Genomic DNA, 19,043 nt, shown 5'->3' with positions numbered 1-19,043 from the left:
GCGGCGAAAACACCGCCTTGTGGCTCTTGTCTGCCTCTATGAATACGGCTTCAAACGGTGGCTACCGCGCCGCGCGGATCGACACCCCGACCGTGCCTTGCGCGATCACCAGACCGTCGGCGGTGCTGACCGTCGCCTCGACCACGGCCTTGCGGGCGTCGCGGTAGACGATGCGTCCGACGGTCTCCAGCCGGGCGCAATCGATCGGGGCCGCGTTGAGGAAGCGCATCGACAGGTCGGTGGTCAGCAGGCTCTGGCCCGGCTCCAGAATGGTCATCACCGCGCTGCCGCCGGCGATATCCACCAGCGAGGCGAGAACACCGCCGTGGACCAGACCAATGAAGTTGGCGTGTCCGGGATCGAGGTCGCAGACGATGCGCACCAGTCCTTCCTCGAACTCGACCGGTCGGGCCGCCAGCCGCTGGGGATAGCCGCCGACCGTGTCCGCCCTTTGCGCCCAGCGGCGCAGCAGTTCGAGGCCGGACGCAGTCGGGTCGAGGTGGAAATCGACCGGGGAGACGACGTTGTGGTTCACGCCGCCGCGCCTCGTGCGGTCCGTCCTGCGGTCAACGACTGGAAGCGCGCGATGGCGGCGTCGTATTCGCCCGACAGTTGGTCCACGATCTTCGACACCGGCTCGACGGCGCGGACGGCGTCCAGCCCCTGACCGGCCGCCCAGATGTCGCGCCAGCGCTTGGTCGAGCCGCCGGAGGTGTAGTTGCGATCCGGGGCGGCGCCGAGGTTGTCGGGGTCCTGTCCGGCCGCGATCAGGCTGGCCCGCAGCCAGGACGCGGGAGTGCCGGTGACGGAGGCGGAAACGACCAAGTCGTCGGGACCGGAGTCCACGACCATCTGCTTGTACTCCGGCTGGGCCATGCTCTCTTCGGCGGCCAGGAAGCGGGTGCCCATGTAGACGAAGTCGGCCCCGGCCGCGACGGCCCCGGCCACGCCCGCGCCGTTTCCGACGCCGCCGCCGAGGGCGATATAGCCGTCGAAGAAGTCGCGCACCGCGTGGATGAAGGCGAAAGGCGACAGGTGGCCGGTGTGGCCGCCGGCGCCGGCGCTGACGCAGGCCAGACCGTCGACCCCGGCCTCGGCGGCCTTCTTCGCCAGCTTCATCGAGACGACGTCGGCGAAGACCAGGCCGCCGTAGCTTTTGACCGTCTCCATGACCGGCCGGGGCGACCCGAGGGCGGTGATGACCACCGGCGGTTTGTACTCCGCGATCAGACGCAGGTCCTCGGGCAGGCGGGCGTTGGTCGAGTGGGTGATCATATTGGCGATCCACGGCGCGTCGCCCGGCTTCAATGCGTCAGTGATCGTGCCCATCCACGCATCAAGGTCCTCGACGGTGCGGCAGTTGGGGGTCGGAAAGGCGCCCCCGATGCCGGCCTTGCAGGCGGCGATGACCAGCTCCGGCCCGCTGATGAGGAACATGGGCGCCGCGAAAACGGGCAGGCGCAGGGTGTCGAAGGGGGAGGTCATGCGGATTGGGTCTCGATAGCGACGCTGTGGCGCAGATCCCGCTTCAGGATCTTGCCGACGGGGTTACGGGGAAGAGCCTCGATCACGTCGAGGCGTTCGATCTGCTTGTAGACGGCGATGTGACGATCGGCGGTCAGGAAGGCGTTGATCTCGGCCATGCTCGCGCTCTGGCCGGGACGGAAGACGACGAAGGCCGCGAGGCGCTCGCCCAGATTGGGGTCGGGCGCGCCGACGACGGCGGCCTCGGCGATGGCCGGGTGGGCGACGAGATGATTCTCGATCTCTTCGGACGAGATGTTCATGCCGCCGCGGATGATGATGTCCTTCAGTCGCCCGACGAATTTCAGGTACTGGAGCCTGTCCCCCGCCAGTTCGAAAAGGTCGCCGGTGCGGAACCAGCCATCCTCGTCGAAGGCGCGGGCGTTGACCTCGGGCGCGCGCCAGTAGCCGGAGAAGATGGTCGCGCCCTTGACCCGCAACTCGCCGGGATGGCCAGCGGTCGTGATCTCCTGATCCGTCTCGGCGTCGACCAGTCGGGTGAAGATGCGGTCGTGCAGGACGCAGGCCCACGTGAAGCCCTCGCCAAGGCGGGGGAACAGGCTGGCGCGGTCGGCGGCTTCGGGCAGGTCCTTGAGGGCGGAGGGGAAGGAGGCGCCCTCGTTGGAGCCGAAATAGTTGACGATCTGGACGCCGTATTTCTCGTGGAAGGTCTGCACCATCCATTCTGACAGGGGGGCTGAGCCCGAGCCGATGGACTTCAACCGCTTGAAGTCGATGCCTTCCAGCAGGGCCTCGTTCTGGAGCAGGAGGTTGAGCACGGCGGGTGGGGCGACGGTGTAGTCGATCTTCTCGTCGCGCATCTGTTTCAGCAGCACCTGCAGGTCGAACGGATGGTGCTGGATCAACACGCCGCCCAGCAGCAACCAGCCGATGAAGGCGGTCGAGATGCCGCCCATGTTCACCATCGGGAACGGGTTCAGCAGGCTGGCGCCCGGGGCCAGATCGGCGGCGTCGATCACGCCATGGCCCATGATGATCCACTCATTGTGACTGCGTGGCACGCCCTTGGGCTGGGACTCGGTGCCGGAGGTCCAGCAGATGGTGACGATGTCGTCGGCGGTGACCCTGGCGGCCTTTTCCGCCTTCAGCGCGGCCTTGTGCTGCGCCGGTGTGACGCCGTCCATCAGGGGCTCGAGGTCGAGGCCGCCCGGGGGGCAGGTCTCGCCCAGCACGAAGACGTGGCGCAGGGTCGGGCAGGCGGATTTCAGTCCCACCAGCATCTCGCCGTGCTTCTGCTTGCCGATGCGGTCGGCCGTGAGGGCGGCGACGGCGTCGGTCCGCTCGATGATGTAGCCCAGCTCATGCTCGCGATACTGGACCGGGGCGGGACTGACGATGACGCCCAGCCGCAGGCAGGCCAGATAGGCGATGCTGAGTTCGGCGATATTGGGCAGCTGGACCACCACAACGTCGTCCTTGCCGATGCCGTGATCGGTCAGCACCGCCGCCAGCCGGGCCACCGCATCCGCGGTCTGCCGCCAGGTCAGGCGCTCGGCCTTGCCGCCGACGATGTCGGGCGCATTGAACGGATCGACCAGGGCCTCGGTGTCGGGGTGCGCCTTGACGTGCTTGCGGAACAGGTCGTCCAGGGTGATGTCGCCCCACCAGCCACGGGCCTTCATCTCGCGGATCCGGTGCTCGGGAATGACGATCATGGGCGGACCTCCACGGCGGGCCGAATATCGGATGGGGCGTCGGGATACAGCAGGCTGCGGACCTCGCCGCGCACCACCTTGCCGACCGGATTGCGGGGCAGGGCGCGCATGAGGTGCAGGCGCTTGGGGGTGCGGACCGGTCCGATGGCCTCGCGCACAAACGCGCGGATGGCGGCGTCGTCCACGAAGCGCGCGTCGACGGCCACCGCCGCCTCCAGCCGCTCACCCCAGACCTCGTCAGGCAGGCCGAAGGCGCAGGCCTCGCGCACCGCCGGATGGGCGTTCAGCGCGGCCTCGACCTCGCCGGGATAGACATTGTAGCCGCCGGTGATGATCAGCTCCTTCGACCGGCCGATCAGGGTCAGCCGGCCGTCCGGCTCAAGGCGGCCGATGTCGCCGGTCTTGAGCCAGCCGTCGTGCCGGGCGGCGGCGGTCAGGTCGGGGGCGTCGAGGTATTCGGTGCGGGCCAGGTCGCCGCCGACGATCACCTCCCCCTCGCCGTCGGCGAGGACCCGGCCGTCGCGGGTCAGGACGGCGACGGGCGTACCTGCGAAAGGCCGGCCGACGGAGGCGCGAAGCTCGGGGTCGGCCATGTCGGCGGGGCTCTGGCCGGTAATGGCCATGGGGGCCTCGGTCTGGCCGTAGAGCGTGGAAAGCACGGGCCCGAAGCGACACAGCGCCTGGGCGATCCGGCCCGGCGACATCGGTGCGGCCGAGTAGGTCAGGTGGCGCAGGGCCGGGAAGGCCTCGGGGCCGAAGTCCGCCTCGCCCATCAGCAGGGCGATCAGGGTCGGGGGCATGAAGACGACGGTGATCCGTCGCTTGAGCTCATCAAGAACGGCGGCGCGATCGGGCGCAGCCAGCAGGACGTGGGCGCCCCCCGCCGCCAGCACCGGCAGGAGGTAGTGGGACGAGCCGTGGGTGAGGGGCGCGACGGCCAGGTTCACATCATCGGCGGTGAACTCGTAGAAGGCCTGAAGCGAGCGCAGGGCGGCCACACCGCTGGCTTGGGACTGGATCACCCCCTTGGGCACGCCGGTGGAGCCGCCGGTGAATTTCAGGGCGAAGGGGGCGCTTGCGTCGTCGAGGATGGCGGGCGGGGCGGCGTCGGCTAGCTCGGCCAGCCAGTCTTCCAGCAAGACCGGCTCGGCGGTTGCGCCCATCAAGGCGGCGGAGGCGGCGTCGTGCAGGGTCAGGACCGGCGCGGCGCGGTTCTGGAACTGGCCGTTCAGGGCAGCGCCGTTGCGTGGGTTCAGCGGCATCCACACCGCGTTGGCGCGCAGGATGGCGAGGTAGGCGACGACATGCCGCCAGCTGTTGGCGGCGCACAGGCCGATGCGGTCGCCCGGCTGGATCCCGCGCGCGGTCAGGTCGGCGGCGGCGCGCTCGACCAGGGTGATCAGTGCGGCGTGAGTCAGGGTGATCGCGCCGTCGAACAGGGCGGGGCGTTCAGCCTTGGCGGGCAGGTTGTCGTAGAGGGCGCGGATCGGATGGGTCATGCGGCCCAGCCTTCCAGAACGGTGACCACGGTGGCCGCCTCCTCGACGCCGAGGAAGCCGCCGCCGTTCTCGGCCACGGCGATACGGGCGCGGGCGACCTGACGCGGACCGGCCTCGCCGCGCAGCTGGGTCGTCAGTTCGAACAGCTGGGCCAGGCCCGTGGCGCCGACCGGGTGGCCCTTGGCCACCAGACCGCCGGAGGGGTTTACGGGCGTGGCGCCCCCGAGGGCGAAGTCCCCGCCTGCCGTGCGCGCGCCGACCGATCCGGGCTCGGCGAGGCCGAGGTTCTCGATCTGCTGCAACTCGGCATAGCTGGTGGCGTCGTGGACCTCGGCGAGGTCGATGTCGGCGGGGCTGATCCCGGCCTGTTCGTAAGCTTGAGCCGCAGCGCGACGGCCGATGTGGTTGTCGAAGTCGCGCGCGTCGCGGGCCCCGGCGCTGACCAGCGCACAGCCCCGGATACGGATGGCGCGGGTTTCGCTCCCCAGCCGTTGCAACCCCCTCTGCGAGCAGACGACGACCGCGGCGGCGCCGTCGCTGACCGGGGCGCACATGGCGCGGGTGAAGGGGAAGACGATGGGCTTGTCGGCCAGCACCTGCTCCGTCGTCATCGGGGTGCGGTACTGGCTGCGCGGATTGTGCGCGGCGACGGTGTGGTTCTTGGCCGCCAGTCGGGCGAGGTCGAGTTGGCTCGAGCCGAAGCGAGCCATGTGGGCGCGGGCCTGGGCGGCATAGAGGTCCATGAACAGGCTGCGGCCGTCCGCCGGCGCCTCGCCCCCCATGGCGCGGATGTAGGCCAGCACGCCCTCGCGGTCGTGGATGTCGGTCCCGCCGGCGAAGGCCGCGGCGACGCGGTCGGGGCGGTCCGGGAAGACCATCTTTTCGGCCCCGACGACGAGGGCGATATCGCCCGCCCCGGCGCGGAGCCAGTGGATGGCCTGGAGCAGGGCCGTGGAGCCGGAGGCGCAGGCGTTCTCGACATTGACGATCGGGATGCCGGTCAGGCCGAGCGGGCGCAGGGCGATCTGGCCGCGCACCGTGTTCTGGCCCTCCAGCATGGGCTGGCGGGTGTTGGAGAACCAGGCGGCCTCGATGTCGGCCACGGTCGCCCCCGCGTCGGCCAGGGCGGAAGTCACCGCCTCGGCGGTCAGCGACTTGACGCTGTCGTCCGGTCGTTTGCCGAAGGCGGTCATGGCGGCGCCGGCGATGAAGACATCGGTGTTCACGCGATCGGCCGCCGTCTTTGGACGATGCGGAAGCGGGAGGCGACGAAGGCCAGGTCGGCGAGGCAGGCGTTGCCCGCCGGGTTCAAACCGGTGACGTGATAGTCGCTGTAGGCGGCCGCGAAATTGATCCACATCGCGCCGGTCAGATTGATCGAAAGATTGGCCCCGGCCGCCTCGTAGGCGGGGGTCGCCCGGTCGATGAATTCTTCGTCGGTCGAATAGAGGTACGAACTGATCGAGCCTTTGGTCTTCGCCAGCCAGGTCGCCTCCATCACCGCCTCGTCGGCGGGGCGGGAGACGAGGAACAACACCGGGCCGAAGCGTTCTTCGGCATAGATGTCGGAACTGCCGGCGCCGTCGATGGCGATCACCAGAGGCGTCAGGGTCCGGGCGTTCGGGAAGTCGGGATGGGCGTAGGGCGCGGCCTCTCTCAGGACGCGCGCGCCCTCCGTGACGCCGGCGGCGCGGCGGGCCTCGGCCACCACATCGAGGCTGACCTGCCCCTGTATGGCGCCCATGATCCCCGCGGCCTGAACGGGGTCGGCGGCGAGGGCGTCGATCTGGTCCACGATGGCCGTGGACATCGCCTCGAACAGGTCAGGCGCGATGTAGACGACCTGCGGGCTGGTGCACATCTGGGCCGAGAACAGGCTGGATGAGCGGGCGATGGCGCGGGCGACGGCGCCCACGTCCGCGACGCTGTCGATGACGACCGTGTTGACCCCGGCCGTCTCGGTGAACAGCAGCTTGCCGGTCACTGTGCGTTCAAGATGGCCGCCGTAGCGAGGGCTGCCGGTGAAGTCGATGATCCGGACGTCGGGGTGATCCACGAAGTGGCCCGCGATCGGCTCGGCGAGCGTGTCCACGGCCAGGGTGACGAGGTTCGGATCGAAACCGAACTCGGCCAGCACCTGGCGGCAGGCCTCGACGCCGATAGCCATGGGCAGGACAGCGATGGGGTGCGGCTTGACGATGACGGGGTTGCCGGTGGCGAGGTCGGCGAAGACGGCGGGCCAAGCGTTCCAGGTCGGGAAGGAGGCGCAGCAGATGACGAGGCCGACGCCGCGTGGAACGAGGGTGTAGGTCTTCTCAAGCGCCACCTGATCGGCGCCGAAGGGGCGGTGATATTCGGCGCGGGGCGTCACGTCGCGCATGGCCTTGGCGGCATAGGCCAGCGCCTCGACGCCGCGATCCAGCGCGTTGGGCCCCGAGCCGCTGAAGGCCTGGGTATAGCTCTGACCCGCGACATGCATGACCGCGTGGGCCATCTCGAAATTACGCTCGTAAAGGCGCTGCGCCATCTCGAGGCAGAGGGCGAGGCGAAGCTCGAAATCGGTCTCGCGCCACTGGGCCATGGCGGTCATGGCCGCGGCGACCAGCGCGTCGGGGTCGCTGACTGGATAGCGAATGTTCAGCGGTTGTTGCGTGAAAGGCGAGACTTCTTCACCGACCGTGGCGCCGGTCTGGCCGGGTTGGTTCAGGTCGAAGGTCGTGCCCAGCCGCGCCTCGAAGGCAGCCTTGCCCGCGCCCGGCTTGTCGGGGCCGTGGATCTTCGTCGAGGGTGAATCGCTGAACGGGCTCCAGGCCTTGCGGGTCCGCACGGCCTCGATGGCGGCGTCCAAGGTCGCGGCGTGGCGCGCGATCAGTTCGGCCTGACGATCCGGTCCGCCCCCGTCCATGATCAGCCGATCCGTTCGACGATCATGGCCGCGCCGACGCCCTGGGCGCCTGCCGCGACGACAAGGCCATAGCGACCATCGCAGGCGTCCAGTGCATCCAGCAGGGAGGACAGCAGGATGGCCCCGGTGGCGCCCATCGGGTGGCCCTTGGCCATATGGCCGCCGCCGACATTGACCCGGTCCACGTCTACATCCCGCTCCCGCAGGAATTTGACGATGGTGACGGCGAAGGCCTCCATGAATTCGATCCGGTCCATGTCGGCGAGGGTCAGGCCCGCCTTGGCCAGCACACGGTCCATGGCGGTGAAGCCGGCTGTCAGGGAGGCCTCGGGATCGCCTCCGGCCTCGGCATAGGCGACGATCTTCGCTCGCGCGCCGTCGGCGACGGCGCTGACCAGCGCCAGCCCGGCACCGTCGCACATGGGCGGGGCGTGGGCGACGGTGTGGCGGTGGTCGATCTTCCGGCCGTTCAGCGCCTCGGCGTATTGCAGGCCCAGCGGCGCGAAGGCGGCGTCCATGGCCGCCAGACTTTCGGCGGTGGTCGAGGCCCGGGCGGGCTCCTCGCGATCGAGTCCGTTCAACGGGATGCGCGACTTCACAAGCGCCGTACCCTCGGCGGCTGCGGTGCGCTGCTGCGAGCGCAGGGCGGCCTCGTCCATCTCCTGACGCGAGACGCCGATGTCCTCGGCCAGCCGGTCGGCGGCGACGACCACCGGGATGTAGCGGGTGCGCGGCGGGAAGCTGGCGTCCTCATAGTAGTCGGCCCTGTCGCCCATGAAGGGGACGCGGCTCATCATCTCGACCCCGCCCGCCAGCACGGTTTTCGCATCCCCGGCTGCGATCATATTGGCCGCCTGCCCGATCGCGGTCAGGCCCGAGACGCAGTAGTTGTTCAGGCTGAAGGCATAGGCCTCGTCCGGCAGTCCGGCGTGCATCTTGGTCACCAGCGCCACATTGGCGCCCTGGGCCCCGACCTGTCCCACGGCGCCGAGGATCAGGGCGTCCACCCGGTGCGCGGCGCCCTTGTTACGGGCGTCCAGCGCATCGATCAGGCCCGTGACCAGTTCATGCGGCTTCAGCGATGCAAGGCCGCCGTCGGGGCGGGCCTTGGCCCGGGGCGTGCGGACGGCGTCCACGATATAGGCGGTCATACGGAAGTCCTTCAGGCGGAGGCTTGGGCGCGAATCTGTGCGCCCGGCGCCCAAGTGCCGTGGAAGCCGGCGGGGATGCGGGCGGGCAGGGGGATGCGGGCGATGGGGCCCGCCTCGACATCCTTGGCGGCCAGAACCTGCACCTCCGATTTGCCGGTCGCCTCGTCGGTGGTGAAGACGATGACATAGCCGTCGTCCTCGTCGACCGCGCCGACCCGCGGAGCGAAAGCGGGTTCGGAACCCCCGACGCCGGCGGCGAACTCGTGCGTCTTCGAAGCGCCGGTGCGCAGGTCGTATTTGATGATGCCCGAGAAGCGCTGAAGCTCCTCCCTGCCCATGGCGACATGGTAGGACCAGTCGGTCTTTCGGCCGGTGTAGTCGAGATTGACCACCGGGAACTCGCCGATGCGGTCGTCGAGCCGGCGCTTCTTCACAACGCCCGTGACCATGTTCATGCGCCACTCGACCGGCACGGCGTTGAGCGCCAGCACGTTCACCATTGAGGCGTAGGGACCATAGGCCGGGTTGGGCGGATAGCCGTTCGGCGTCATCATGCAGGCGGTCATGACGACCTCGTCGCCGTCCTCCCACGCATTGACGACGTGATAGATGTAGCAGGTGTCGGTTTCGAACCAGCGGACCTGATCGCCGGTCCCGTTTTTCGGCACGACGCCGAAGCGGGCGGGCTGGTCGGCGACCTTGATCTGCCACATCGAATTGCGCAGTCCGGCCTCCGTGAAGACCACCGGCAGGTCGTGCAGGATGATGTAGTTCTCGGTCAGGCCCATGTCGTGCGGCAGGCGCGGTCCGGGCAGTTCGACCTTCTGGAAATTGGTCAGGGTGTTGTTGGCGTCGACGACGCCGAACGTCATCCACGGCTCGTAGAGCGAATAGTCGAAGAAGCAGAACTCGCCTGTCTTCGGATCGACCTTGCCGTGGGCGGAGACGTGACGCGGCAGGGCGCCGTTGAAGGTCTCGTTGCCGAGGGTTTCCAGCGTGCGCGCATCGACCCGCACCGGCTTTCCCGAGATATACCACAGGGCCATCAGCGAGCCGTTGTGGAACACCAGATCGGTGTTGGCCGTGTCCTTGTAGACGAGGTCGCCCCGCTTCGAGTCCGGGCGTGTGCGGGCCGAGGCGGCCAGCACGCCCCCGGCGCCGATATCCAGCCCGGCCTGTTCGGCGCGGTAGTCGTCGGTGCCGACGTAGCGGTTGCGATACTCGGCCTTGCCGTTCTCGAAATGGACGGCGTGGACCATGCCGTCGCCGTCGAACCAGTGGTGCAGGCCGGACGGCGCCTGGGCCGGATTGGGGCCGTTGCGCACGAAGGCGCCGTACAGGTCCTTGGGAATCTCGCCGATGACCGGCAGGTCGAGCGCTGTCGTCTCGCGCGCCACCGGCTCGTACAGGCCTTGGATGTAGGGGTTCAGTTGGTTCAGCGGCGTGAGTTCGCCGGTCTCGATCCGGCGCGCCGTGGTCGCGTCATCGGCCATGGTTCGGCTCCTTGGGTCTTGAAAAGTAATCTGCTCTGAATGGTCCGTTTGTGCAAGTCACGAAAGTCGCACGGCAGTCGCCGGGCGGGCTTTCAGGAAGGCTTCGAAGGCGGCGTTGCCGTCAGTCGGCAGGGTCCAGTCCTCCAGCGACATCAACGGCCCAAGGGCTGCGGTCAGGTCGTCGGGGGACACTTCGCCCGGCGGCTGGAACTGCACGCCCGGCCCTTCGATCCGCACCGCCCGGCGCACCTTTCCGGCGCCCGCAACCAGCGTTTCGCCGTTCAGCGGGCAGTCTTGGGTCATCAGCCAACTGACGACCGGAGCGACGTATTCCGGCGGCATGGCTGCGCCGACGGCGTCGGTGACATAGGCTTCGGTCATGCCGGTAAGGGCGTAAGGCGCGACCGCATTGGTGCGCACGTCCTTCGAAATCCCCTCCAGGGCCATGACCCGCATCAGGCCGATCAGCGCCGCCTTGGACGAGGAATAGGCGGCCATGCCGTGCACCCCGTGCAGACCCGCTGCCGAGGTGGTGATGACGATGCGGCCGGCGCCCTGATCGCGCATGTGCCGATAGAGGGGCAGGGTGGCGCTGACGGTGCCGAAGAAGTTGATGTCGAAGGCGGCGCGCAACTCGGCCAGCGTCTGTTTGTGCAGGCTCTTCGCCTCGGGCGCGCCGGCGTTGTTCACCAGCCCGTCCAGACGGCCGAAGGCGGTCAGGGCGGCGTCCAGGAGACGGTCGCCCGCATCGTCCTGTTCGACCGCCAGGGCGCAGGCGACAGCCTCACCGCCCGCGGCCCGGATACGCTCGACGACAGCCTCGGCGGAGGCCGGTTGGCCGGAGGCGCGCGGTCGAGTGTTCACGACCACCTTCGCGCCCCGGGCCGCGAGGTCCAGCGCATAGGCCAGCCCCAGCCCGCGTCCCGCCCCGGTGACCACGATGACCCGGTCTTTCAGTGACCGTTGTTCCATCGACTCCTCCATACTTGCGTAAAAAGACTTGCAAACTTGGTCCGTTGGCGCAAGCTACTCTTCCTGTCGAGCTTCCGATCAACGGGAAGCCGCTGCCCTGGGGAGGGAAACGCTGATGAAGTTTGCACACGCTACAACTGCGTCCGTCGCTGCGCTGATCGTGGGCGCGGCCTTGTCGACACCGGCCTTCGCACAGCAGGCGCAGGACCCGCAGGCGGCCGCGCTGGACGATGTGATCGTCACGGCCCAGCGGCGCGAGCAGAGCCTGCAGGACGTGCCGATCGCCATCACCGCCTTCAATGCCGAGACGCTGGAGCGGACGGCGGCGACCGGCATTCAGGACATTGCCGCCAAGGCGCCGGGCGTGACCCTGACCCAGTTCAATATCGGCGAACCGCAACTCTACATCCGGGGGGTCGGGACCTCGAGCGACTCGGCGGCGAGCGACCCCTCGATCGGCTTCTCCATCGACGAGGTGTCCATCGGCCGGGCGGGCGCCAGCGCCCTGTCCTTCCTCGATATCCAGCGGGTCGAAGTGCTGCGCGGGCCGCAGGGCACCCTGTACGGCCGCAACGCCTCGGGCGGCGCGCTGAACATCTACACCCGCCGTCCCGTGTTCGAGGACTCGGGCAGCATCACCGCCCGCATCGGCAGCTTCAACGAATACGGGCTGGAAGGGATCGTAAACCGCCAGCTGGGCGACGCCGCGGCCCTGCGCTTCGCGGCCCGCTACACCACTAACGACGGCTATGCCGAGAATGTCCCGACCGGCGAGGGTCTGGAGGGCGGCACGTCCTGGGGCGCACGTCTGTCGGTGTTGAAGGACGCGGGCGACTGGAGCTTCCTGGTCAGCGGCGACTACTCGAAAGACGACATGGACGGGCACGCCCGCATTCCGGTCACGGCGTCGGGGACCGCCCCGGCCTTCGTGACCCTGATCAACACCCTGCGGACCGGGCTGGACCGCCGCCAGAGCTTCTCGTCGCCGGACAACTATCAGGACCGGACCAATTTCGGGCTGACCGGCCGGGCCGAATACTCGGGCGGGGCCTTCGACTTCGTCTCCCTGACCTCGTTCCGCAGCAACGACTATTCGTGGCGGGACAATCTGGGCGGCCTGCCCTTCCCGGCCTTCCCGCTGGACGTCGATGACCGCGCCGACGAAGAGGCCAAGCAGTTCAGCCAGGAGTTCCGGCTGGTCTCCAAGCCGGAGTCGGAGATCAACTGGGTCGCCGGCGCCTATGTCTTCCAGGAGGAGATCGACCGTTCGGAGCGCTTCGTCGTGCGCGCCGCCCTGCCGATCGCTCCGCCCTCGTTCGGCGGGGACACGACTTTTGTCCAGGACGCCATGAACCGCAGCTTCGCGGTCTTCGGTCAGGCCAACATCCCCTTCGCCGACATCTGGGAGCTGACGCTGGGCGCCCGCTGGACCTATGACTATCGCGAGATCCATCAGGTCGCGATCGACAACGAGGGCGGCGCCAATCCCCCTCCGGGCATCCCGCTCGGGCCGGGCGGCGCGCCCTATAATGTGCGGGGCGACGAGAGCTTCAGCGAACCCAGCTGGAAGATCGCGCTGGCCGTGGAGCCGATCGACAACGTCCGCCTCTATGCAAGCTATGACCGGGGGTACAAGGCCGGGTCCTTCCCGTCGACGGCCCAGTCCGGGGCGCAGGCGCTGATGCCTCTGGCGTCCGAATTGCTGGATAACTACGAGATCGGTGTGAAGTCGACGCTGATGGGCCGGCTTCGGTTCAATGCGGCGGCCTTCAAGCTCGAATACCAGGATCTGCAGGTCTATGAATTGCTGGGTCTGGCGCTGGTCACGTCCAATGCACAGGCCGAGGTCGAGGGCTTTGAAATCGAGACCGCGCTGGCGGTGACCAACAACCTGACCGTCGGGGCCTCCTACACCAGCCTGGACGCCCGGTTCACGTCCAACGCCGTCTCGGGCGCGTCCGTCCTGCCCTACAACGGCAACGCCCTGCCGCGCTCGCCGGACAGCCAGTACACCCTGTATGTCGATGGCGAATGGAGTGTGTTCGGCGGCACCCTGGCGACGCGCGCTGACTACCAGTGGACGGACGATTTCTATTTCGATCCGTCGAACAATCCCGAAGTCCTGTCCTTGGCGCATGAACTGGTCAGCGCCTTCGCTTCGTGGGAGTCGCCGACGGGCCTGAAGGTGTCGGTCTATGGCAAGAACCTGACAGACACCGAGTATCAGACCCACATCATCAAGAATGTGGGGGTCGGCTTCAGCGTCTTCGGGGCGCCGCGGTCGTTCGGCCTGGCGCTGAGCCAGAGCTTCTAGACGACTGCGGGATCAGGCGGCGCCGGAACCCTCCGGCGTCGCCGCCTCGACCTTCCAGCGGATATCCCGCGGGTCCAGCAGACGGCCAGTGGCGAGATCGCAGACGACCGGGTGGATCGCTTCTCCGGTGCGGGTGTCGATCAGCTTCAGCGGCGGCCCGTCCGGGCACAGCCAGCGCTCGGCCCAGCCATGCATCGCCATGATCATCGGGAACAGGTCGAGTCCGGCCTGCGTGAGCCGGTATTCAAACCGGGGCGGCGCGGTCTGGTAGAGCTTCTTTTCCAGCACGCCGTGCAGGACCATACGGTTCAGGCGGTCGGCGAGGATGTTGGTGGCGACGCCCAGGGCCTCGTGAAACTCATCGAACCGGCGCAGGCGGAAGAAGGCGGCGGCCAGCACGGCCCAGCTCCAGTAGTCGCCCATGATGTCGGTCGAGCGGTCGATGATGGCGCGGTCCGTCTCGACCGGCTGGGTCCGGCGGCGGCGCGAGGTGGGGGGGGCGATCGGGACCAGACCTTCGCCCGCCTCGCCCCGGATGAAGTGCGGATCGATGGGCTGGCCGAGCTCATGGTCAAAGATGGCGGGGGTGACGACCTCGCCGGAATGCCGATCGTAGAAGGCCAGCGCATAGCGTTCCTGCAGCGGCGAGCGCGCCCATTTGCGCTCCCACTGTCCCTGCATGACCGCGACCCCGAACATGTCGAGGCCCATCTCGGTCAGGCGATATTCCATGCGGGTCGGTGAATCCTTGGCCGGACGCTGTTCGAACAGGCCCGCCGTCACCAGACGGTTGAGGCGGTCGGTCAGGACGCTGCGCGGCATGCCGAGCCGGTCGCGCCACTGCGAGAACCGCCGCGCGCCGTAGAAAGCCTCGCGCAGGATCAGCTGGGTCCAGGCGTCGCCCGTCACCGCGAACGCGCGCGCGACGGGGTTGCCCATAATCAGATCACGTGTGGAAATCTGGCCCACGAACCCTCGTTTCTATCCTGCCCCGGACCGTTCTAGCACCTGTGTAAGCTGAATCGCAGGCCCGCGTGAGGACGCGTGGATCGGGACGATAAATCCCGTTTTGCAAGTCAGTCGTCAGGGGTAGGGTAGCGCCAGATCCGGCGAACCGGACGGCCTTGGAGGACAGCGTGCTGGATACAGTCGAGGACTTTCATCAGGCGCCCTGCCGGCCGATCCGCTTTGGTGACGTGGGACTGGAGATCGAGCGGCGCCACGACGGGACGCTGATCCTCTCGGCCAAGGCGCCGCTGGCGCCGTATGACCAGAACCTGATGCGTCGCTTCTGGCGGCTGGGCGAGACGCAGGCGGACAAGACCTGGATCGCGGAGCGCGACGGCGAGACCTGGCGCCGGCTGACCTATGGCGAAGCGCGCCGGAACGTGTCGGCGGTGGCGGCGTGGCTGAAGACGCGGGGCGTTCCGGGCGACCGTTCGATTCTGGTCCTTTCGGGCAACACGCCGGCCCATGCCGTGTGGATGTTCGGCGCGATGGCGGCGGGTGTGCCGATCTGTTCGGTCAGCGTGAACTACGCATTGCTGAGCACGGACTTCGAGCGTCTGCGCCATGTGGTCGAGCTGGTGAGGCCGGCGGTGATCTTCGCCGAGACCGCCGATTTCGCCCGCGCCGCCGAAGCCGTCGCCCCGCCAGACGCCGTGATCGTCAGCGCGGAGACGGACGTCTTCCCGGTCGGAACCGTCGCCTTGGCTGAGGTGCTGTCAGCGCCCGACGTGGACGGGGTCGGTCGGGCGGTCGAGACGCTCGATCCCGCGGCGCCCGCGCGCTATCTGCTGACCTCCGGTTCGACCGGACGGCCCAAGGCGGTGATCCACACCCAGGCCATGATGACCGGCAACACCGCCAGCGGCACCCAGGCCATGGGCGACGCCTTCGACTGGGGCGGAACCATGCTGGACTGGTTGCCGTGGAGCCATATCGCCGGATCCTCCCTGCTGACCAACATCACCTGGCTGGGCGGAACGCTGCATATCGATGATGGCCGGCCGACGGCGTCCGGCTTCGCCGCCACCCTGCGGAATCTGAAGGAGGTTCCGGTCCGCTTCTACGGCACCATGCCCAGCGGGTACGCCATGCTCGCCGATGCGCTGGAGGCGGATGAAGATCTGCGCCGGACCTTCTTCAGCGAGCTTCGGGTCATGCTGTTTGGCGGGGCGGGGCTGCCCCAGCCCCTGCACGACCGCCTGCAAAGGCTGGCGGTGGCGACGACGGGGCAGAGGTTCATGTTCGTGTCCGGCTACGGCTCGACCGAAACGGGCTCCGCGATCAGCTACACCTGGTGGGAGAGCACCCGGGTCGGCATCGGCCTGCCGGTGCCCGGCGCGGCGCTGAAGCTGGTGCCCGCAGACGGCGCCTATGAGGTGCGGGTCAAGGCGGCCAGCGTCACGCCCGGCTATTTGGGCGATGATGCGCGCACCGCAGAAGCGTTCGATGAGGACGGCTTCCTGCGCATGGACGATCTGGCCGATTTCCATGATCCGGAAGAGCCGCTGCTGGGCCTGTTTTTCGCCGGTCGACGGGTGGAGCAGTTCAAGCTGGCCAACGGCACCTTCGTGGGCGCGGGCCGTCTGCGGGCCGATCTTCTGGAGACCCTGCCGGGTCTGTTCCGGGATGTGGTCATCTGCGGGGAGGGGCAGGCCGATTTGCGAGTGCTGGCCTGGCCTGATCCGGAGGCGGCGCGGCGGCTGGTTGACGAGGCCGCGCTTCGCACGGCCGTGGCCGAGGGGCTGCGCCGCTACAACACGACTCACACCGGCCAGAGCGAGCGGCTGGCTGGCCTGTTGTTCCTGGACACGCCGCCGGACGTCGAGGGGCATGAGGTGTCGGACAAGGGGTCGATCAACCGGGCCATGGTCCTGCGCCGCCGCGCCGCGGATGTGGCGCGGCTGTATGCGGGGGGCGAGGGCGTGATCGCGCCCTAGGCGCCGGCCCTGACCGCCTGTTCCCACGCCAGCCGGGCCAGTTCCGGAAACTCGTCGGCGCGCTTGCAGGCCTTGGACGAGACGGCGTTGCCGCGGATCACCCGGCCCCGGATGCCGTGGATGATGGCGGCGAAGCGGAACATGTTGAACGCCACGAAGACATCGAGATCGGGCAGGGCGCTGCGACCGGTTCGCTCCCCATAGGCGGCGACATAGTCCGCCTCCGCCGGGATCCCGAGCGCCTGCAGATCGCGCCCCGCCAGCCCGCCCAGATGCACCGGCATCCGGTACATCATCAGGTGATAGGCGAAGTCCGCCAGCGGATGGCCGAGGGTCGACAGCTCCCAGTCTATGACAGCTGAGACCTGCGGCTTGTCGGGGTGGAGGATCAGGTTGTCGATGCGGAAGTCGCCGTGGATGACCGAGGTCTCGTCCGGCAGGTCCTGCCCCGCCAGCCAGTCCGCCACTCGGTCCATATTGTCGTCGCGTCCGGCGTCCACGTCCTCGCGATACTGGCGGGTCCACAGGGCGGTCTGGCGTGTGACGAAGCCGCCGGGGCGACCGTAGTCGCTCAGGCCCAGGGTCTCGATGTCCAGCGCGTGAAGCTGCGCCAGTGTCGCGTTCATGGCGTCGAAGGTGGCGGCGCGTTCGGTCGGGGTGGCGATGTCCGTCGCGGGATCCCAGACGATGCGCCCCTCCACATGGGCCATCAGATAGAAGGCCGTGCCGATGACGGACGGGTCTTCGCAGACGCCGAGGATGCGGGGAACGGGAAAGCCGGCCTCACCCAGTGCGTCCATGACCCTCGCCTCCCGCAGCACGTCGTGGGCGCCTTTCAGCAGCGGGCCCGGCGGCTTGCGGCGCAGGACGAAGCTGTGGCCGCCCGCGGTGACGCCGTAGGTGGGATTGGACTGGCCGCCCGAGAATTGGCTGATGTCCAGCGGAGCCTTGGGCAGGTCCAGTCTCGCCCGCATCCAGTCTTCCAGCGCGGCGACGTCGAGTTCGAACCCCGCGCGCACGCCGTCGTCAGTCCTCACGGCGCCCTCACTCACAACGACTGGCCGTCATCGACGACGAAGACCCCGCCGGTGATCGGCGCGGCCTCGTCGGAGCCCAGCAGCACCAGTGTCGGGTCCAGACCATCGCCGGGCATCAGGCGGCGACGCGGGAAGCTTCTGATCTGCTTTTCGCCACCGGGGCTGGAGAACCAGTCGGAGTTCATCTCGGTCTCCAGATAGCCAGGGCAGACCGCGTTTACATTGATCCCCTCACGCGCCCACTCACGGGCCAGCCCCTTGGCCAGCGACACGACGGCCGCCTTGGAGGCGCAGTAGCCCGTCAGGCCCGGCAGCTGCAGCTGGGCGCCGATGGAGGCGATCAGGACAATGCGGCCGCGCCCGTCGTTCGCCGCTCCATTGGCCCTGAACGCCCGCGCCGCTTCACGCGCGGTCAGGAAGGCGCCGCGCACATTGACGGCGAACATCTGGTCGAACTCTGCGATCGGGGCGTCAAGCGCGACCCCCGGCAGACCGATCCCGGCATTGGCGTAGGCCGAGTGAAGCGGACCGAGCGCGGCCTCGGCGGCGGCGATGCCGGCGATGACGCTGGGCTCGTCGGACACGTCCATCGCCACGGCGAAGGCGTCGCCGCCCTCGGCCCGGATGGCCTCGACCACGGCGGACAGGCGGTCGGTGCGGCGGGCGGCGACGGTGACCTTCGCCCCCTCACGCGCCGCGACACGGGCCAGATGCTCGCCTATGCCGGACGAAGCGCCGGTGATCAGGACGTGGCGCCCGGACAGACGGCCTTCAGCGGGCATGACGCAACCTCGCCGACCGGTCGGTGGTGGCGACGGAGGAGGCTGAGCGACCGGCGCCCAACCCTTCCAGCCCGTCAGCTTTCAGTTCGATGAGGGCCGTGCGCAAATCCTGGATGCGAGCAGCGGCGGCGGCGATCTCGGCGTCAAGGAAACGGGCGACGCCCTGGCCGCCATCGGTGGCGGCGAGAGCGGCGTGGATGTCCGGCGTCGGCATGCCCAGACGGCGCAGGCGCGCGATCAGGGCGGCGCGGTGACGCTGGTCGGCGTCGTAGCAGCGGGCTCCTGACGCGCGCCGTCCGGCGGTCAGCAGGCCGATGTCCTCATAGTGCCGAAGCGCCCGCAGGGTCGATCCTGTCTGCGCCGCCAGTTCGCGGATGCTGATCGCCGGCCGGTGCGCCGAACTGGTGGAAGCCCTGTGATGCAGCGGGACGACGGTCATGCCTCTCTCCGTAACTTGCGTAACCGAACCTGAATGCATCAGTTCGGGTTTGCAAGTAACCCCGATGACGTTTTGCGGTGATTGTTGGCGCCGGGACAGGGCTGAAAACGAACGCACACTGTTATGTCGATTACGGTATATAACTCCGATCTGCTGGCGGGGGCGTGTCAAACACCATTGATCTTTCGAGAAAAAGATGCGTTTCTGCCCGGCCGTGGGAGTGCGCGCAGTGCGGGCAGAAGAGCGAAGTCGTCCGATATCCTATGCATGGGATGTGTCGTCCCGGTCCGAGCCGGATGCGTACGA

At 68.4% G+C, this 19,043-nt stretch carries 15 protein-coding genes; 2 read left to right on the top strand and 13 right to left on the bottom strand.

Annotation, left to right across the window (positions count from 1 at the left end; genetic code table 11):
- Positions 1-61 precede the first annotated feature (61 nt).
- Genes ACW174_RS03935 through ACW174_RS03895 form a run of 9 tightly spaced genes read right to left on the bottom strand, consistent with a single transcriptional unit; the run spans position 62 to position 11,220 of the window.
- On the bottom strand, positions 62-535 hold the full coding sequence (locus ACW174_RS03935; RefSeq protein ID WP_492016400.1) for a PaaI family thioesterase: 474 nt from the start codon (positions 533-535) through the stop codon (positions 62-64).
- Positions 532-1,485 (bottom strand): NAD(P)H-dependent flavin oxidoreductase, encoded by a 954-nt coding sequence (locus tag ACW174_RS03930; RefSeq protein WP_492016399.1) that lies wholly within the window; start codon positions 1,483-1,485, stop codon positions 532-534. Before ACW174_RS03930 ends, ACW174_RS03935 begins: the two co-directional genes overlap by 4 nt.
- Entirely contained in the window at positions 1,482-3,200 is a 1,719-nt protein-coding gene (locus tag ACW174_RS03925) for a class I adenylate-forming enzyme family protein (RefSeq protein WP_492016398.1), read from the bottom strand. Before ACW174_RS03925 ends, ACW174_RS03930 begins: the two co-directional genes overlap by 4 nt.
- Positions 3,197-4,699, bottom strand: coding sequence for a class I adenylate-forming enzyme family protein (locus tag ACW174_RS03920; RefSeq protein WP_492016397.1), 1,503 nt, complete (start codon positions 4,697-4,699; stop codon positions 3,197-3,199). The genes ACW174_RS03925 and ACW174_RS03920 overlap by 4 nt, the downstream gene beginning before the upstream one ends.
- Complete coding sequence (locus tag ACW174_RS03915; RefSeq protein WP_492016396.1) at positions 4,696-5,925, bottom strand: thiolase family protein; 1,230 nt, start codon at positions 5,923-5,925, stop codon at positions 4,696-4,698. Before ACW174_RS03915 ends, ACW174_RS03920 begins: the two co-directional genes overlap by 4 nt.
- On the bottom strand, positions 5,922-7,604 hold the full coding sequence (locus ACW174_RS03910; RefSeq protein WP_492016395.1) for an aldehyde dehydrogenase family protein: 1,683 nt from the start codon (positions 7,602-7,604) through the stop codon (positions 5,922-5,924). The genes ACW174_RS03915 and ACW174_RS03910 overlap by 4 nt, the downstream gene beginning before the upstream one ends.
- 2 nt (positions 7,605-7,606) lie before the next feature.
- Complete coding sequence (locus tag ACW174_RS03905; protein WP_492016394.1) at positions 7,607-8,755, bottom strand: acetyl-CoA C-acyltransferase; 1,149 nt, start codon at positions 8,753-8,755, stop codon at positions 7,607-7,609.
- A gap of 11 nt (positions 8,756-8,766) precedes the next feature.
- A complete protein-coding gene (locus ACW174_RS03900) occupies positions 8,767-10,248 on the bottom strand; it encodes a carotenoid oxygenase family protein (RefSeq protein ID WP_492016393.1) in 1,482 nt (493 codons plus the stop codon).
- 57 nt (positions 10,249-10,305) lie between these two features.
- On the bottom strand, positions 10,306-11,220 hold the full coding sequence (locus tag ACW174_RS03895; RefSeq protein WP_492016392.1) for an SDR family NAD(P)-dependent oxidoreductase: 915 nt from the start codon (positions 11,218-11,220) through the stop codon (positions 10,306-10,308).
- A gap of 115 nt (positions 11,221-11,335) precedes the next feature.
- On the opposite strand from ACW174_RS03895, the gene ACW174_RS03890 reads away from it, so the two are divergent.
- On the top strand, positions 11,336-13,534 hold the full coding sequence (locus ACW174_RS03890; RefSeq protein ID WP_492016391.1) for a TonB-dependent receptor: 2,199 nt from the start codon (positions 11,336-11,338) through the stop codon (positions 13,532-13,534).
- A gap of 12 nt (positions 13,535-13,546) precedes the next feature.
- Here ACW174_RS03890 and ACW174_RS03885 read toward each other — a convergent pair whose 3' ends face one another.
- Positions 13,547-14,473, bottom strand: a complete 927-nt coding sequence (locus ACW174_RS03885) for a winged helix-turn-helix transcriptional regulator (RefSeq protein WP_492016390.1) — start codon at positions 14,471-14,473, stop codon at positions 13,547-13,549.
- 197 nt (positions 14,474-14,670) lie between these two features.
- Here ACW174_RS03885 and ACW174_RS03880 point away from each other — a divergent pair, with 197 nt between their 5' ends.
- Complete coding sequence (locus ACW174_RS03880) at positions 14,671-16,479, top strand: AMP-binding protein (protein ID WP_492016389.1); 1,809 nt, start codon at positions 14,671-14,673, stop codon at positions 16,477-16,479.
- Here ACW174_RS03880 and ACW174_RS03875 read toward each other — a convergent pair.
- The 3 genes from ACW174_RS03875 to ACW174_RS03865 are packed head-to-tail and all read right to left on the bottom strand — an operon-like array spanning position 16,476 to position 18,737.
- Positions 16,476-17,516, bottom strand: coding sequence for a phosphotransferase family protein (locus tag ACW174_RS03875; protein WP_492016388.1), 1,041 nt, complete (start codon positions 17,514-17,516; stop codon positions 16,476-16,478). The two genes, ACW174_RS03880 and ACW174_RS03875, sit on opposite strands and share 4 nt — an antisense overlap.
- An 11-nt stretch (positions 17,517-17,527) precedes the next feature.
- Complete coding sequence (locus ACW174_RS03870; RefSeq protein WP_492016387.1) at positions 17,528-18,298, bottom strand: SDR family NAD(P)-dependent oxidoreductase; 771 nt, start codon at positions 18,296-18,298, stop codon at positions 17,528-17,530.
- Positions 18,288-18,737: a MerR family transcriptional regulator gene (locus ACW174_RS03865; RefSeq protein WP_492016386.1), complete on the bottom strand. Its 450-nt coding sequence runs from the start codon at positions 18,735-18,737 to the stop codon at positions 18,288-18,290. The genes ACW174_RS03870 and ACW174_RS03865 overlap by 11 nt, the downstream gene beginning before the upstream one ends.
- Positions 18,738-19,043: the final 306 nt, after the last annotated feature.

The organism is Brevundimonas sp. AVps31 (assembly GCF_058681355.1).
This window is presented reverse-complemented; position numbering and strand designations above follow the sequence as displayed.

What these genes read in the sequence shown, in the direction of transcription:
- ACW174_RS03865 (WP_492016386.1), bottom strand. Translation starts at nt 18,737, where the DNA reads ATGACCGTCGTCCCGCTGCATCACAGGGCTTCCACCAGTTCGGCGCAC.
- ACW174_RS03900 (WP_492016393.1), bottom strand. Translation starts at nt 10,248, where the DNA reads ATGGCCGATGACGCGACCACGGCGCGCCGGATCGAGACCGGCGAACTC.
- ACW174_RS03920 (WP_492016397.1), bottom strand. Translation starts at nt 4,699, where the DNA reads ATGACCCATCCGATCCGCGCCCTCTACGACAACCTGCCCGCCAAGGCT.
- ACW174_RS03910 (WP_492016395.1), bottom strand. Translation starts at nt 7,604, where the DNA reads ATGGACGGGGGCGGACCGGATCGTCAGGCCGAACTGATCGCGCGCCAC.
- ACW174_RS03890 (WP_492016391.1), top strand. Translation starts at nt 11,336, where the DNA reads ATGAAGTTTGCACACGCTACAACTGCGTCCGTCGCTGCGCTGATCGTG.
- ACW174_RS03870 (WP_492016387.1), bottom strand. Translation starts at nt 18,298, where the DNA reads ATGCCCGCTGAAGGCCGTCTGTCCGGGCGCCACGTCCTGATCACCGGC.
- ACW174_RS03930 (WP_492016399.1), bottom strand. Translation starts at nt 1,485, where the DNA reads ATGACCTCCCCCTTCGACACCCTGCGCCTGCCCGTTTTCGCGGCGCCC.
- ACW174_RS03895 (WP_492016392.1), bottom strand. Translation starts at nt 11,220, where the DNA reads ATGGAACAACGGTCACTGAAAGACCGGGTCATCGTGGTCACCGGGGCG.
- ACW174_RS03925 (WP_492016398.1), bottom strand. Translation starts at nt 3,200, where the DNA reads ATGATCGTCATTCCCGAGCACCGGATCCGCGAGATGAAGGCCCGTGGC.
- ACW174_RS03885 (WP_492016390.1), bottom strand. Translation starts at nt 14,473, where the DNA reads ATGGGCAACCCCGTCGCGCGCGCGTTCGCGGTGACGGGCGACGCCTGG.
- ACW174_RS03905 (WP_492016394.1), bottom strand. Translation starts at nt 8,755, where the DNA reads ATGACCGCCTATATCGTGGACGCCGTCCGCACGCCCCGGGCCAAGGCC.